General features: G+C 70.4%; 12 protein-coding genes. 4 read left to right on the top strand and 8 right to left on the bottom strand.

The genetic code is table 11. From position 1 onward, the window contains the following. Nucleotides 1-19 precede the first annotated feature (19 nt). The 4 genes from ACFYXH_RS04685 to ACFYXH_RS04670 are packed head-to-tail and all read right to left on the bottom strand — an operon-like array spanning nt 20 to nt 4,365. Nucleotides 20-655 (bottom strand): ATP/GTP-binding protein, encoded by a 636-nt coding sequence (locus ACFYXH_RS04685; protein WP_389560517.1) that lies wholly within the window; start codon nt 653-655, stop codon nt 20-22. Continuing rightward, complete coding sequence (locus tag ACFYXH_RS04680; RefSeq protein ID WP_327326049.1) at nt 636-1,034, bottom strand: DUF742 domain-containing protein; 399 nt, start codon at nt 1,032-1,034, stop codon at nt 636-638. The genes ACFYXH_RS04685 and ACFYXH_RS04680 overlap by 20 nt, the downstream gene beginning before the upstream one ends. After that, entirely contained in the window at nt 1,031-1,513 is a 483-nt protein-coding gene (locus ACFYXH_RS04675; RefSeq protein ID WP_389560515.1) for a roadblock/LC7 domain-containing protein, read from the bottom strand. Before ACFYXH_RS04675 ends, ACFYXH_RS04680 begins: the two co-directional genes overlap by 4 nt. Next, entirely contained in the window at nt 1,510-4,365 is a 2,856-nt protein-coding gene (locus ACFYXH_RS04670; RefSeq protein WP_389560514.1) for a nitrate- and nitrite sensing domain-containing protein, read from the bottom strand. Before ACFYXH_RS04670 ends, ACFYXH_RS04675 begins: the two co-directional genes overlap by 4 nt. 365 nt (nt 4,366-4,730) lie before the next feature. On the opposite strand from ACFYXH_RS04670, the gene ACFYXH_RS04665 reads away from it, so the two are divergent. Beyond that, nucleotides 4,731-5,519 carry a hypothetical protein gene (locus ACFYXH_RS04665; RefSeq protein ID WP_389560512.1) on the top strand — a complete coding sequence of 263 codons (789 nt, stop codon included), beginning with the start codon at nt 4,731-4,733 and terminating at the stop codon, nt 5,517-5,519. 17 nt (nt 5,520-5,536) lie between these two features. On the opposite strand, the gene ACFYXH_RS04660 is transcribed toward ACFYXH_RS04665, so the two are convergent. After that, complete coding sequence (locus tag ACFYXH_RS04660; RefSeq protein WP_385305811.1) at nt 5,537-6,019, bottom strand: MarR family winged helix-turn-helix transcriptional regulator; 483 nt, start codon at nt 6,017-6,019, stop codon at nt 5,537-5,539. A gap of 228 nt (nt 6,020-6,247) precedes the next feature. Here ACFYXH_RS04660 and ACFYXH_RS04655 point away from each other — a divergent pair, with 228 nt between their 5' ends. Continuing rightward, entirely contained in the window at nt 6,248-7,075 is an 828-nt protein-coding gene (locus ACFYXH_RS04655; RefSeq protein ID WP_389560510.1) for a lysozyme, read from the top strand. Nucleotides 7,076-7,110: 35 nt separating this feature from the next. Here ACFYXH_RS04655 and ACFYXH_RS04650 read toward each other — a convergent pair whose 3' ends face one another. Next, nucleotides 7,111-7,944 (bottom strand): pentapeptide repeat-containing protein, encoded by an 834-nt coding sequence (locus tag ACFYXH_RS04650; protein WP_389560509.1) that lies wholly within the window; start codon nt 7,942-7,944, stop codon nt 7,111-7,113. Between the two features lie 74 nt (nt 7,945-8,018). Continuing rightward, nucleotides 8,019-10,859 carry a M4 family metallopeptidase gene (locus ACFYXH_RS04645; RefSeq protein ID WP_389560508.1) on the bottom strand — a complete coding sequence of 947 codons (2,841 nt, stop codon included), beginning with the start codon at nt 10,857-10,859 and terminating at the stop codon, nt 8,019-8,021. A gap of 149 nt (nt 10,860-11,008) precedes the next feature. Here ACFYXH_RS04645 and ACFYXH_RS04640 point away from each other — a divergent pair, with 149 nt between their 5' ends. Continuing rightward, the gene (locus ACFYXH_RS04640) at nt 11,009-12,016 is read left to right on the top strand and encodes a helix-turn-helix domain-containing protein (protein ID WP_389560507.1); all 1,008 of its coding nucleotides are present in this window, start codon (nt 11,009-11,011) and stop codon (nt 12,014-12,016) included. Between the two features lie 26 nt (nt 12,017-12,042). Then, nucleotides 12,043-12,855: a trypsin-like serine peptidase gene (locus ACFYXH_RS04635; protein WP_389560506.1), complete on the top strand. Its 813-nt coding sequence runs from the start codon at nt 12,043-12,045 to the stop codon at nt 12,853-12,855. 117 nt (nt 12,856-12,972) lie between these two features. On the opposite strand, the gene lon is transcribed toward ACFYXH_RS04635, so the two are convergent. Further along, nucleotides 12,973-15,390, bottom strand: coding sequence for an endopeptidase La (gene lon / locus ACFYXH_RS04630; RefSeq protein WP_389560504.1), 2,418 nt, complete (start codon nt 15,388-15,390; stop codon nt 12,973-12,975). Nucleotides 15,391-15,486 lie beyond the last annotated feature (96 nt).

The raw sequence follows: 15,486 nt of genomic DNA, 5'->3' as shown, positions 1-15,486 counted from the left end.
CTCTTTCGTCAGTTCAGTGCTATTCGGGGGTGGCTTCGAGAGCGTGGGCGACCAGCGCGAGCAGCGATTCGATCACCGTGATCCGATTGCGCGCGTCCATGATCACAACGGGCACATGGGGCGGGACGGTCAGGGCCTCGCGCACGTCCTCGGTCTCGAACACCTCCGTACCCTCGAAGTGATTGACGGCGACGATGTACGGCAGCCCGGAGCTCTCGAAGTAGTCGAGCGCCGGGAAGCAGTCCGGCAGCCTGCGGGTGTCGGCCAGCACGATCGCGCCGATCGCGCCGCGCACCAGGTCGTCCCACATGAACCAGAAGCGCTGCTGGCCGGGCGTCCCGAAGACATACAGCACCAGATCGTCGTCGAGCGTGATCCGGCCGAAGTCCATGGCGACGGTCGTGGTGAGCTTGTCCGGCGTCTCGGTGAGATCGTCGGTCTCCTCGCTCGCCTGCGTCATCAACGCCTCGGTCTGCAGCGGCGTGATCTCGGAGACCGCCCCGACAAAGGTCGTCTTGCCGACGCCGAAGCCGCCCGCGACCACGATCTTGGTGGCGATGGGCGCCCGGGTGCGGTCCAACTGCCATGCCTGCAGCTCCTCTTCGGGCTGCGGGTGGGGCCGGGCGAGGAGCGTGTCAGAGGCGGCGGAGTCCACTCAACACCCTTTCGAGCAGCGCGCGGTCGGGCTGGCCGGCGCCGTGCCCGGTCCCGTACACACGGATCTTTCCCTGGTCGGCCAGGTCGCTGAGCAGCACCCGGACAACGCCCAGCGGCATCTTCAGCAGCGCCGATATCTCGGCGACGGTACGCATACGACGGCACAGCTCGACGATGGCCCGCAGCTCGGGCATCACCCGCGAGGAGAGGTCGCCGTTCGGCAGCTCCTTGCGCTCGGCCGGCGCTTCGAGCGCGGCCACGAAGGTCTCGACGAGCAGCACATGGCCGAAGCGGGTGCGGCCGCCGGTGAGGGAGTAGGGGCGGACCCGGGCCGGGCGTCGGCCGTCGCCGCGCACCGGCAGTTTGGGGGGCGTCACTGGGCGCTCTCCATTGATTTGCGCAGTTCGCTGCGGAGTTCGGGGGTGAGGACATGTCCGGCACGGCCGACGAAGAGGGCCATGTGGTAGGCGACGACACTCATGTCGCAGTCGGGAGCGGTGTGCACGCCGAGCAGCGAACCGTCACTGATCGACATGACGAAGACGCTGCCTTCGTCCATCGCGACCATCGTCTGCTTGACGCCGCCGCCGTCCATCAGCTTGGCGGCACCGATGGTGAGGCTGCCGATGCCGGAGACGATCGTGGCGAGGTCCGCGCTGGAGCCTCTGGGGCCTTCCGGGCGGCTCTTGGCGGCCGGGACGACGTTCTGGGCGGGGTCGGAGGAGAGCAGCAGCAGTCCGTCGGACGAGACAACAGCGACCGAGCGGGCTCCTGGTACCTCCTCCACGAAATTGCTCAACAACCAGTGCAGATTGCGGGCTTCGCTGCTCAGGCCGAATGTGCCGGTCGCAGTCAACTGCGTGCCTCCTCGACTGTGTCCCCCGCTTCTTCTGCTGTTGTCCGTGTATCGGCCGCGGTCTGTTCCGCGAGCTCCGCCTCGACGTCGCGGCGGCCGTCCTTCGCGCCCTGGTGGAAACCGCCGAGGCGGCGCCGCAGGGCTTCGGCGTCGACGCTGCCGGTGCGCCCGGTGGGTGCGCCGGTGGCGGGCTTGACGACCTTCGGGGTGCGCTTGGGCAGGCCCTTGTCGGTGACGCGCTCCCACTTGGGGCCGGCTGCCGGCTTCTCGGCCTCGGGTTCCGGCTGCGCGTCAGGCTCGGGTCCGACCGCCGGCTCCGGGAAGGGCTCGGGTCCGACCGCCGGCTCCGGGACGGGCTGCGGGTCCGCCTGGGCCTCCGGCTCCGGGCCCGCTGGGGCCTCCGGCTCCGGCTCCGGCTCGGGCTCGGGCTCGGGCTCCGGCAGACGCATCTCGAAGGTCGCCTCGTCGACCCCGGTGCCGGTGGCCTCCGGGTCGCCGTCCGCCGTCCGCTCGTGCGTGTCCGGCTCCGCCTCGCGGATCGCCTGCTCGGCCGCCAGCACCAGTGGGTCGACCCGCCGCGGGCTGCTGGGCAGCGCATTGGAGTTGGCCTCCGCCACAGATCCGGGCAGATGCTGCGTGGGCGCCGCGCCCGCCACCGCCACGCTGTGCGACTCGGCGGCCGGCGGTCCGGCCGGAAGCAGCGACTGCGACAGCACGACGACCGCGGTGATCCCGCCCTGCTTCTGCTCGCGCAGCTGGACCCGTACGCCGTGGCGCGCGGCGAGCAGCGCCGCCACCCGCAGTCCGAGGCCCTCGCCGTCGCTGCCCGCACTCGTCTCGTACGCCTCGGGGTCCTCCAGCCGCGCGTTCAGCTCGGTGATGCGCCCGCTGGTCATCCCTATGCCGGTGTCCTGCACGGAGAGCATCACCTCGCCGCTCTCCAGCAGCCAGCCCGACAGCTCGACCTGGGCGTCCGGCGGCGAGAAGGAGGTGGCGTTCTCGAGGAGTTCGGCGATCAGATGGCTGAGGTCGTCCGCGGCGAACCCGGCGACCTGGGCGTGCGGCGGCAGGGACTGGATGACGACTCGCTCGTACCGCTCGATCTCACTGACGGCGGCGCGCAGTACGTCCACGAGCGGGACGGGTCCCGAGTGCGCGTGCCCGTGCTCGGCGCCCGCGAGGACCAGCAGGTTCTCGCTGTGGCGGCGCATGACGGTGGCCAGGTGGTCGAGCTTGAAGAGGGTGGCGAGCCGCTCCGGGTCCTGCTCGCGCTCCTCCAGCTTCTCGATGACGCCGAGCTGTCGTTCGACGAGGCCGAGCGTGCGCAGCGAGAGGTTGACGAAGGTGTGGTGGACGGTGTGCCGCAGCCGCTCGAGGTCGGCGGTGATCTCGGCGGTGCGCTCCTGGAGTTCGGCGCGTCCGGCGGCCAGTTCGGCGGCGAGCGAGTCGCGGGCGCCGATCAGGTCGACGCGGTCGTTGTCCAGCCGTTCGACCCGTACGCCGAGGTCCCGCAGCTTGCCGTGCAGGGTGTTGAGGGACCGTACGACCTGTGCGAACTCGTCATTGCGGCCGGTGAAGCGGACCTGCTCCTCCACCTCGGGGGCGGCGGCGAGCCGGGCCGCGCCGATCCGCAGGACGGCGAGCGGGCGGGTGAGCGTACGGGCGACAGCGGCGGACACGCCGATGGCGACGATCAGCAGTCCGCCGAGCAGCGCGATCCGCAGCTCCAGCGCGGTGACATCGTCGTCGCGCAGCTGCGCGAAGCCCTCGGTCCGGTCGGCGGCGAGGGAGGACTCGACGCCCCGCATCTGCTCGATACGGGCGGTGAGCGAGGACTCGAGCTTCTCGCGGTTGGACTTGCGGTCGCCGGTGGAGAGCTCGGGCTGGTCGGTGAGGCGGGCGAGATAGAGCTCGGCGGTCTTGACCTCGGGTCCGGTGACGGTGGCGGCCAGCTTGTCGCGGGCGTCCTTGCCCGCGGCCTGGTCGAAGTCGGCGAGCGCGGCGAGTTCCCGCACCCGGGACTGCTGGGCGGCGGCGCTGAGTGCGTTGCGCGTACGGTCGGCGGCCCCGTCGTCCTGGCCCTCGTCCTGGACCGGGAGGCCGGTGACCGGGTCGATGCTCTGGGTGCTCCGCTGCCGGGGCACGGAGAGTGCGGCGAGCAGCAGCCCGCGGGTGGCGGAGGCCTGCTCCACGGCGAGGCCGAGGGCGGCGGGCGCGCGGGTGCGGTCGGCGGCGCGCGGCGGGGTCTTCTCGGCGAGCTCGTCGGAGAGGGCCTGGAGGTTCGCCATGACGGCGGAGTAGGCGCGGTGGGCCTCCATCGCCGTGCCCTTGCCGGTGAGGGCGGTACGGCGGACGGAGGGGACGGAGGCGAGGTCGCGCCGCAGCTCGGCGTGGTCGCCGGGGACACTGCCGCGAATCTCGTCGATCTGCCGGTCGACGCGGGCGCTGCGGCTGCCGGAGATCTCGCGCCGGTCCTTCTTGTCGCCCTTCTGGTCGTCGCGGCCCGCAGCGATGTACGCCGTGACCTCGTCGCGCTCGTCGGCGAGTGACTGGGCGAGGGTGACGGCCTGGCGGTTGAGCCCGGCGAGGGTGACCAGGCGCTGCGACTCGGTCAGTTCGGCGGAGGTGGCGAGGATGCCGGGGGTGCCTGCAGCGATGACGACAAGGCTGACGGCGGCGACACCGGCGACGAGCCGGCTGCGTACGCGCACGGTGCGCCCGCGCGCGGCAGGGCCGTTCGAGGCCTCCAGCGGAGGCTGGATGCCCTGAGGGACCTGAGTGGCCAGGGCCGGGGAGATTCCCGGGGTTTCGGAGGGCCTGCCGCCTTTGCCCCGAGGCCGCTTCTTCTGCACCGGTGCTCGCAATCTTGCTTGACTCGTCCACCCATGAAGCAGAGATGACGACCGGTCACACACGAGAGCCCCACCCCTGGCACGGCTTCCGACCATTCCAGCGCTTTTGGGAGGGAGGCGCGCATCGGCCGCTCCGCCACCCGAACGAGTGAACAGCACTCTGGAGTTGGCAAACAACTCGCGGCGGCGGCCGGTCGGCCGACATGTGGGCCAACGGCTGGATCTTCCGGCCGGGCTTTGGCAAGATGCGCGCCCGCAGCTTTCCGGCCCCGCCTCCCTCGATCTTGGGATCCCCCTGACCTGCTGGTATGCGCCAAATGTACGGTCATGTGGGCCATGTGAAGGAGTCATGCAGACTGGATCTCATGCGTATCGAACTCGCCACTGCCCCCGGCACTCCCGAACGCCCCAACGAGGACTGGGCGTCCGTGACCCTGCCCGCCTCGGGCCAGGGCGGAACACTGGTCGTGCTGGACGGTGTGACCCCTCCGAAAGGCGATGACGGATGTGTGCACGGGGTGCCCTGGTTCACCACCCGGCTCGGCGGCGCGCTGGTCGAACTGTCCGGTTCGCGACGGGATCTGACGCTGACGGAGATCCTCTCCGCGGCAATCCGGCGCACCGCTGACACCCACCGCGAAACCTGTGACCTTTCTCACGTACGTACGCCTCAGGCAACGGTGGTCATGGCGCGCTGGGGTGCCGCGACGGAGGCGGTGGAGTATCTGGTGCTCTCCGACTCCACGCTGCTGCTGGAGTCGCCGGGCGGTGAGGTGCGGGCGGTGCTGGACGACCGGATCGACCGGCTGCCCCGGGCCTCCCTGCGTACGCACGCCTCGGCGGACGCCCTGCGCAATGCGGAGGGCGGGTTCTTCACCGCCGCGGCCGATCCGGCTGTGGCGGTCCGTGCGGTGACGGGCAGTACGCCGCGTGCCGAGGTACGGGCGGTGGCCGCGCTCACCGACGGCGCGTCCCGCTGGGTCGACATGTTCGCGGAGGGCAGCTGGGCCGAGTGCCTTGGCCTCATCCGCAAGGAAGGGCCGCAGGGGCTGATCGACCGGGTCAGGGCGCTGGAGAAGTCGGCCGAAGAGCGCACGGCCGTGATCCGCTGGAAGTTGCACGACGATGCGGCGGTCGTCTTCGCGGAGCTCTGACCCCGCTGCCGGCTCCCTCAGCTCTCCGCTCGCGCGTTCAGCTGATGCAGCAGCCGGGCCAGCTCCGCGATCTCGCCGCGGTCCCAGCCGGCCAGTTTGTTCACGTAGCTGTCGCGGCGCGCGTCACGCACCCGGCGGAAGCGGGCCAGGCCCTCGTCGGTGAGCCGGACGAGTGAGGCCCGTCCGTCGGCCGGATCGGGTTCGCGGGTCACCAGACCGAGCTCCTCGAGGGCGCGCAGCTGGCGGCTCATGGTCGCCTTGCCGACGCCGAAGTATCCGGCGAGCGCGGTGGCGCGCTGCTGCCCGACCTCTTCCAGACGTACGAACAAGCCATAGGCGGCGGGCTCCAGCTCGGGGTGGACCTCGCGCGCCATTTCGCCCGAGGACGCCCGGGCCCGGCGCAGAAAGACAGCCAACTCCCGCTCCAGGGCGAGGAATACGTGGTCCACACCACTCTCACCCTTGGGGTCCGCTTCACTCCCCGTACCGCTTTCGTGCACGTCAGCACCCCTCGCACGCTTTCCGGATTCTGAAAGTTTCTTCCGGCGGCATCCATTGCCGCAGCTCGGCCAGTATTTCGCAGGCGTAGACCAACGGCAGCACTCTGCCCCCCTTCCACTGTGCGGTTCTACGTGCGTAGCTTCATGAATGGCATGTCCACACCATATTCCGCCACGACATGTCGATTCATCGTCAGATCCCCCCACCGAGGTCTTCGGAGGCACGCCATGCCCGTGCACAGATCCGGAACGACCGGCCGCTCACGCCTCGCGACAGCCGCCGGCACTCTCCTCGCAGTCCTCACCCTCCTCATCACGCTCCCCGGAGCGGCCGGCGCCACGGACACTCCCCCACGCGGTTCGGCCCACCTGGGTATGGGCGTCGTCGCCCACGACGGTCAGGGCGGCGCCCCACGCGACAACCGCGCCGCCCAGACCGAAGGCGTGGACGTCTCCAGCCACCAGGGCAACGTCAACTGGGCGGCGCTGTGGAACAGCGGTGTGAAGTGGGCCTACGTGAAGGCCACCGAGGGCACGTACTACAAGAACCCGTACTTCGCGCAGCAGTACGGCGGCTCGTACAACATCGGCATGATCCGCGGCGCGTACCACTTCGCCACCCCCGACACCGCGACCGGCACCGCACAGGCCGACTACTTCGTGAACAACGGCGGCGGCTGGTCCCGCGACGGCAAAACCCTCCCCGGCGCGCTGGACATCGAGTGGAACCCGTACGGCGCCGCCTGCTTCGGCAAGAGCCAGTCCGGCATGGTCACCTGGATCCGCGACTTCCTGAACCGCTACCGGGCACGCACCGGGCGCGACGCGGTCATCTACACCGCCACCAGCTGGTGGACCCAGTGCACGGGCAACTACAGCGGCTTCGGTACGACCAACCCGCTGTGGATCGCGCGCTACAACACCACACCGGGCACGCTCCCGGCCGGCTGGATCTACCAAACGATGTGGCAGTACACCTCGTCAGGACCGATCGTCGGCGACCACAACAGGTTCAACGGCGCGTACGACCGCGTCGTGGCGCTCGCCAACGGCTGAGCAGAGCCAATGAGGCCCGCCTCGCGACCCGCTGGTCACGACCAGTGCGCGGGGCGGGCCAGCCCGGGCGGGAGCCTCGTCGCCGCGTCGCCTTTCGCCGCGTTGAGCTGCGGCTGGGTGAGAAAGAAGCTCCCCGTCAGATCCGCACCCGCGAGATCCGCGTCCCTCAGGTCGGCCCCGATGAGATCGGCCAGTCGCAGATCGGCACCCGTGAGATCGGCGGCGATGAGATACGCGCCCCGCAGACTGGCGCCCCTGAGGTCCGCGCCCCGCAGCCTCGCTCCCATCAGGTCGGCGCCCCTGCGGTCCTTCTTCTTGCGTCCGGCCTGACCGACTTCGGCCCGGACCAGCTCGCTCGTGCGGAGCAGCAGCACATTGACGTCCTGCCGGTGCGCCGCCACATCCAGCTTCCCGAGGGCATCGGGACCGAGCTCGGTGAGGCGTTCGGTCTCGCCGAGCAGCCGGCGGATCTCGCCGTGCAGCGAGCGGGCCGGCCGCAGCGTCAGCGCCTCGGTCAGATACCAGAGCAGCTCATGGAGCTGCCGTACGACCGGGAACACCGCGAACATCTCCTGCGCGGTCTCCGGTGCCTGCCGCCAGTCCTTGCCGCCGAAGGTGACCTGGGAGACCTTCTGTCCGGCGCCGAAACAGTCGTACACGGTGCAGCCGGAGAAGCCGCTCTGCCGCAGCCGGGTGTGGATACCGCAGCGGAAGTCCGTCCGCAGATTGCGGCACGGCTTTCCGGCGTCCTTGTTGACCGCGAAATCGGCCGACGCGGTGAAGGGCAGCGCGACACAGCACAGCCCGAAGCAGCTCTCGCAGTCGGCCTGCAGGGCGCGGTCCTCACTCTGTCCGGGCACGGTGTTCATGGAACCATTCTGAAGGACCCCCGGCGCACGGGCGCCGGGGGTCCGTCTCTCACGGAGAGATCATCACAGAACCGTCAGCCGCACAGACCCGCCGGCCGGTCGCGGGTGACCAGGTCGGTCCAGCCCGTTGTGCCGTCGATCCAGACCACCTGCCTGCCGGAGACCGCGGCCGGCGAGATCTGCTCGCCACGGTTGCAGGAGACCCGCTCCCGGCGCGAGCCGTCCGTGGTCAGCTGCCACAGCTTCGGCAGCGACTCATTGCGGAGCGCCGTGCCCGGCAGCGCGCCGTTCACGGTGACCGCGTCCTCGGAGGACGTGAGGTCGGAGGAGATCAGCGCGCCCGGCTTGCGCTCGGGGCTGATGTCCACCGTGCCGGTGCCGTCCAGGTCCGAGCGGCGGACCGTCATCTGGCCCTCGTCGGCAAGGTTCTCGTCCACCAGCGAGAAGACGTACGACGAGTTGATGCCGGTCTGGCCGAGTACCTGCGGGTCACCGAGCTGCTCGGTGAGCGTGGCCTTGCCGGTCTTCAGGTCGTAGACCTCGACGCCGAGCTTGTACTCCGTGGTGGTCGGATAGAGCTTGGCGTACGCGAGCTTCCCGTTCTTGATCGCGGGAAGGGCGGTGAGGATCTCGAAGCCGCCGCCGTCCACAGTGGTGGGCTGACGGTCACCGGGACGCAGATACTGGACATGCCGCTCGAAGAACCCGAGTGTCTCGAAGACGACCACGCCGTTCTCGACCCGCAGACCGCTGATGTCGCTGGACGAGGTGTACAGCTTCTTGATCGGGCCGCCCGCGATCGGACGGGAGAGGATGTCGAGGCTGGTCGCGCCGTACGCCGCCCAGACGACCGTCTTTCCGTCGGTCGCCGGATAGACGTGGTAGCGGCCGTCGTTGGGGCTCATCAGCTTCGGCGCGCCCTTGCCGTCCGTACGGCCGGAATAGACGGAGTACGGCTCCGAGCCGTCGTCGTTCGACTGTGAGACGGTCCACCAGCCGCCGCCCGCCTGGGCTCCGGTGCCGGCGGTGTTGACCTTGCCGAGCAGCTGGTCGGAGTCGACACCGAGCGCGTCCTCCCAGCCCGGCACGATGCCGTGGGCGTTGAAAGAGCGCTTCGCGGTGTTGAGCTGCTGCGCGCTGACGCCGAGGTCCTTGGCCGCGGCGAGCACGGCGTTTCGCCCGTCGGTGAAGCCGTCGAGCGGCGTCATGTACTCGGACAGCGCCTTGTAGACGATCCGGTCGGCGAGCTCCCCGCCCACGTCCTGGCGCAGGTCCCACAGCGCGCCGGAGAAGATGGTGGAGTTGAGGTGGACGCCGCCGTTGTCGGTGCCGAAGGTGATGCCGAGGAAGTTCTTCGAGGTGCTCGCGCCGTCGTTGAGGTTGCGGAAGGCGCAGGCGCGCGGCTTCGCCGTACGGCAGAGGTCCTCGCCGATCAGGCCGGAGTCCGGGTCGTCCATGGAGATGCCGGAAGCGGCGGTGTCGATGGCGTTGCCGAAGTAGTCGGCGAGCGCCTCGTTCATCGCTCCGGACTGGCCTGCGTAGACCAGGTTGGCGGTGTTCTCGACGACACCGTGGGTCATCTCGTGGCCCACCACGTCGAGGTCGGCGGAGAGCGGCTTGTACTCGTCGTCCCCGCTGCCGTAGACCATCTTCTGGCCGTCCCAGAAGGCGTTGACGTACGGCGAGCCGAACTCGGTCACACCGACCAGGGAGTTGATCGTCATGCCGCGGCCGTCGAGGCTGTCGCGGGCGTGGTTGTTCCGGTAGTAGTCGTAGACCTTGCCGGCCGCCCAGTGCGCGTCGACCGCGCCCGACTCGGTGGCCCCCTTGCCGAAGTCCTTAGCCGGGTCGGCGAATTCCTTCAGCCCGCCGGGCCAGACGCCCGCCACCTCGGAGACGTCGCGGCCGCGCGCGTCCCAGGTGGTGAGGGTGTTCTTGGTGGTGGCCGTCATACGCGACGAGTCGATCATCACGTACTGGTTGGCGGTGGTGTCGAGGTGGACGTCGAGGTCGACCTTGGCGCCGTCCAGCTTGACGCCGGTGCCCTTGACGCCGGCGGCCGGGTCGGCGTCGGCAGCCGCCGCTCCTGCCTTCGGAGCGGCCTTGGCGGCCGCGGAGGACGCCGCCGCCTTCGGCGCGGTGAGGGTCTTGATGCCGCTGAACTGGAGCACCGGGAAGCCGGCGCCGGCGTCGATGTAGACCTGCTGCAGCACCGGTTCGCCGGTGGAGGGGTTCGTGCCGCGTACGGTCACGTGGTACGCGAGCACGCCTTCGCCGCGCGGGATCACCACGAGGCCGCCCGCGGTGCCGCTGAGTGCGGCCGCCTTCGCGGACTTGGCCCCCTTGCGGTGTACCGCGTCGGCCTTGCTCAGCGTCTTGCCACCGAGGCGGGCGGCGGTGGCCGAGACCGCGCGGCGTACCGCGGTGTCCTCGCTGACGCTCGCCCTGGTGCCGGTCTTCAGGCCGGTGAAGTACTTGCCGGAGGTGCCGGTGACGACGCGCTTGCCGCCCTTGGACTCCATCCGTACGACGTACTCTCCACCGAACACCGGGATGCCGTGGTGCTTCTGCTGAAGCCGTACGGTCTCTTCCGCGCCGTGTTTGACGGTCTGCAGCGGCGTGAGATCGCGCCGGGCGTCGGCGATCCTGTAGCGGCTCTCCTTGGCGGCGAGATGGCCGCGGGCCGCGTCGGCCGGGCTCGCCTTGGCGTCGGCTGCCTCCCGGATGCCGTCGACGAGCGACGGAGTGGCGGTTCGGGCGCCCGGAAGAACGTCGCCGGGCGGTGCGGCGGCCGGCGGGGTTACCGCCTGGGCCGGTATCGCGGTGAGCAGCAATCCTGCCGCTCCGAGCAGTGCGGCGAGACCGGTCCCCCTGGTAATGCCCGGTCTCTGCGTGCGTGAACTGGGCTTGCGCACAGTACGTACCCCTCCCACGTGCTGGTCAGCCGTAAAGGTGGTCATGGCCATGCAACCGGTGGGACGCCAACCGAACAATGTGGTCGGCAGGTTGACAAGTGGACACGCACACTTGTGTGGCCCGTGAAGACAGAGTGAGAATCCGACGCATGAGCGAGGGGGAACTGCACACCCTCGGCCTGGGTAAGGCCGAAGAACGCACCTACGAGGCACTGCTCAAGGAACGGGCCGCCGGGGCCGAGGAGTTGGCGCGCCTGCTGGGGCTGCCACGCGAGCGTCTTGACCGGGCGCTCGGCCATCTCGTCGAGCACGGCATCGCGCTGCCCGCCGACGGGGGCGGACTGCCGCATCCGGCCGCGCCGGCCGCGGCCATCCGTACCCTCATCCACCGCCGTCAGGCCGAACTCCACTTACGTTCGGCCGAGTTGGAGCGATTACGGATGAGCGCGGACCAGCTCGCCGGCCGGCTGATGTCCGGCTCGCCCAGCGCCCCCGAGGGCGGTATCGAGGTGGTGACGGGCCCCAAGGAGATCGGCGAACGGGCGGAGTATCTGCTGGCGTCGGCGGAGCGCGAGGTCGCGATCCTGGACCGTCCGCCGTATGTGAAGGGCCCCCGCGGGGACGACAACTCCCGCACCCCGTGCCTGGACATCGAGGCCCTCCTGGACCGCGGGGTGGAGGTGCGGACCGTCCTGGACCGGGACGGGCTCGGCTACCCGGGCCGGATGCGCTCGCTGACCGGCCTTGTCGAGCAGGGGCTGCGGGCCCGCGTCGCGACCGCGGTCCCCACCAAACTGATCGCCGTGGACCGCCGGATCACGCTGCTCCCGCCGGCCGACGCGGCTGACCCGACGGCCTCGGCCCTGGTGATCGGCGACGCTCTGCTCGGCAACGTACTGGTGCCGCTCTTCGAGACGGTGTGGGAGCGGGCCACCCCGCTCGGCGGCTCCGCCAGCAGCTGCGGCTCGCTGCCCACGGCGCAGAAGGAGCTCCTCGGACTGCTCGCCGCCGGGCTCAAGGACGAGGCGATCGCACGCCGTCTCGGCGTCCATGTCCACACGGCGCGCCGAAGGATCAGCCGCCTGCTGGAGACGCTGGGCGCGGAGACCCGCTTTCAGGCGGGAGCGCAGGCGACCTTGCGAGGGTGGCTGGACTGACAGCCGTAAACAGGCAAGATGGCCGGATGAAGTGGATCGCTCGCCCGATGAGGCTGCTGAGGTGGCCCGCAATAGCCCTGCTCGCCGCCGCTACGGCGTGCGGCGGGCCGGTCTCCGCCGATACGGGCAGCAAGCCCGCCGAGCTGCCGGACCCGCCCGAGCCGCAGTCCTCCGCGACTCCGTTCGCGGGTCTGTCGTCCGCCGGGGTGCTGCTCGACAAGGACGGCGAACACTTCTGTTCCGCGAGCGTCGTGGACAGCCCCAAGGGCAATGTCATCGCCACCGCCGCGCACTGTGTCTTCGAGTACGGCAGCTACCTGGAGAACTTCAGCTTCGCGCCGGGCTTCACCGGGGCGGGTGCGGGCAAAGCGCCGTACGGGCGTTGGAAGGTCCGCGCCATCCAGGTGGACGACCGCTGGCGCAAGGTCACCGACGACTCCGACTCCGTGGACTATGCCTTCCTGACCGTGGAGCCGGACGCCAAGGGCCGCAACGTCCAGGAGGTCGTGGGCGGCACCCCCGTCGACTGGGCCTCTGCCGCTACCCGCCGGGTCACGGTCGTCGGCTACCCCAACCCGGACCACAACCCGGCCAACAAGCCCATCTCCTGCACCACCGACACCCAGCAGGATCCGGCACTCGCCGGGTCCGTACGCATGGACTGCTCAGGCTTCTGGGACGGCACGAGCGGCGGCCCCTGGCTCGCCGACTACCGGGATCCCAAGCATCCGGGCCAGCTGATCGGGGTGACCAGCGGCGGCGACACGGACAGCGTCACCACCGCGGTCCGCTTCAACGCCGATGCCCGCAAGCTGTACGAGAAGGCTGCGAAGGGGTAGCCCGCGGCGGCGGGCGGACAGCGCTCGGGACGGGGCGGACGCTGCGCTCGGGCCCGGTCGGCGGACAGCGCTCGGGCCCGGTGGTGTGGCACACCACCGGGCCCTGCCGTCGGACCGTCAGGCCGCGGCCGCCACCGGCACCTCGGCCGGAGACAGCGCGATCTCCAGGACCTGGCGGACATCCGTCACCGGATGCACCTCGAGCTTGTCCAGGATCTCGGCCGGGACGTCGTCCAGGTCCGCCTCGTTCCGCTTGGGGATGACAACGGTCGTGATACCGGCTCGGTGCGCGGCAAGGAGCTTCTGCTTCAGACCGCCGATCGGCAGCACCCGTCCGGTCAGCGACACCTCTCCGGTCATCGCCACATCCGTACGCACCTGGCGTCCGGAGAGCAGCGACGCGAGCGCCGTCGTCATCGTGATGCCCGCGCTCGGACCGTCCTTGGGCACCGCGCCCGCCGGGAAGTGGATATGCGCGCCCCGGTCCTTCAGATCGGCCACCGGCAGCTCCAGTTCCGCGCCGTGCGAGCGCAGGAAGCTCAGTGCGATCTGCGCGGACTCCTTCATCACGTCGCCGAGCTGGCCGGTGAGGGTCAGTCCCGCCGCGCCCGTCTCCGGGTCGGCCAGCGAGGCCTCGACGAACAGGACGTCGCCGCCCGCGCCGGTGACCGCGAGGCCCGTGGCCACACCGGGCACGGCCGTACGGCGCTCGGACGGGTCCTGAGCGGACTCGGGCACATGGTGCGGCCGTCCGATCAGACCGCGCAGCTGCTCGGCGCCGATCGTGAACGGCAGCTCCTGCTCGCCCAGTTCGTGCTGGGAGGCCACCTTGCGCAGCAGCCGGGCCACCGAACGCTCGAGGTTGCGCACGCCCGCTTCCCGGGTGTACTCGCCGGCGAGCTTGCGCAGCGCCGAGTCGTCCAGGGTCACCTCGCCGGGCTCCAGTCCCGCCCGCTCCAGCTGGCGCGGCAGCAGGTGGTCCCTCGCGATGACGACCTTCTCGTCCTCGGTGTAGCCGTCGAGCCTGACCAGCTCCATCCGGTCGAGCAGCGCCTCCGGGATGGCTTCCAGGACGTTCGCCGTGGCGAGGAACACCACGTCGGACAGATCGAGTTCGACCTCCAGGTAGTGGTCGCGGAAGGTGTGGTTCTGCGCCGGGTCCAGGACTTCGAGCAGCGCCGCGGCCGGGTCGCCGCGGAAGTCGGAGCCGACCTTGTCGATCTCGTCGAGCAGGACGACCGGGTTCATCGAGCCGGCCTCCTTGATGGCGCGGACGATACGACCGGGCAGCGCGCCGACGTACGTACGCCGGTGGCCGCGGATCTCCGCCTCGTCCCGTACACCGCCGAGCGCGACCCGGACGAACTTCCGGCCCATCGCGTGCGCCACGGACTCGCCGAGTGAGGTCTTGCCGACGCCTGGCGGGCCGACGAGCGCGAGCACCGCGCCCCCGCGCCGCCCGCCGACCACGCCGAGCCCCCGGTCGGCGCGCCGCTTGCGCACCGCCAGGTATTCGGTGATCCGCTCCTTCACGTCCTGCAGGCCCGCGTGCTCGGCGTCCAGGATCGCCTTGGCGCCCTGGATGTTGTGCTCGGCAGTGTCATCAGTTCGCTCGTTCCAGGGCAGCTCCAGGACGGTGTCGAGCCAGGTGCGGATCCAGGAGCCCTCGGGGTTCTGGTCACTGGACCGCTCCAGCTTCTCGACCTCCTTGAGGGCGGCTTCCCGCACCTTCTCGGGGAGGTCGGCGGCCTCGACGCGGGTGCGGTAGTCGTCGGACTCGTCCGCGGCGTCGGTGGTCCCGCCGTTGAGTTCGCGCAGTTCCTTGCGTACGGCTTCGAGCTGACGGCGCAGCAGGAATTCGCGCTGCTGCTTGTCGACGCCCTCCTGGACGTCCTTGGCGATGGACTCGGCGACGTCCTGCTCGGCGAGGTGTTCACGCAGCTGATCGGTGGCGAGCTTGAGGCGGGCCACCGGGTCGGCCGTCTCGAGCAGTTCGATCTTCTGAGTGGTGGTGAGGAACGGCGAGTAGCCGGAGTTGTCGGCGAGCTGCGAGACATCGTCGATCTGCTGGACCCGGTCCACGACCTGCCATGCGCCGCGCTTCTTCAGCCAGCTGGTGGCGAGCGCCTTGTACTCCTTGACGAGCTCGGCGACCGAGCCCGGCAGGGGGTTGGGCACGCTCTCGTCGATCTGGGCGCCCTCGACCCAGAGCGCGGCGCCGGGTCCCGTGGTGCCCGCGCCGATCTTCACGCGGCCGCGGCCGCGGATGAGCGCGCCGGGGTCGCCGTCGGAGAGCCTGCCCACCTGCTCGACGGTCCCGAGCACACCGGTCCCGGCGTACGAGCCGTCGACCCGCGGAACAAGCAGCACCTTCGGCTTGCTTTCACCGCTGGAGCGGGCGGCAGCCTGGGCCGCCTCCACCGCGGCGCGCACCTCGGTGTCGGACAGGTCGAGCGGCACCACCATTCCGGGCAGCACGACCTCGTCGTCGAGCGGCAGCACGGGCAGGGTGAGCGGTGTGGACGTCGAAGCCATGATCTCCCCTATGGCAGTCAAGTTGAGCTTTATGGACTCAATGCACGGCGCCCTGGAGATGTTCCCCCGGACCTGTTCGCTGTCAGCGATCAGCTC

The organism is Streptomyces sp. NPDC002730 (genome assembly GCF_042888805.1).
Taxonomy (GTDB): domain Bacteria; phylum Actinomycetota; class Actinomycetes; order Streptomycetales; family Streptomycetaceae; genus Streptomyces.
Note: the sequence above shows the minus strand (reverse complement) of the source record. Positions and strands in the feature narration are given on the sequence as shown.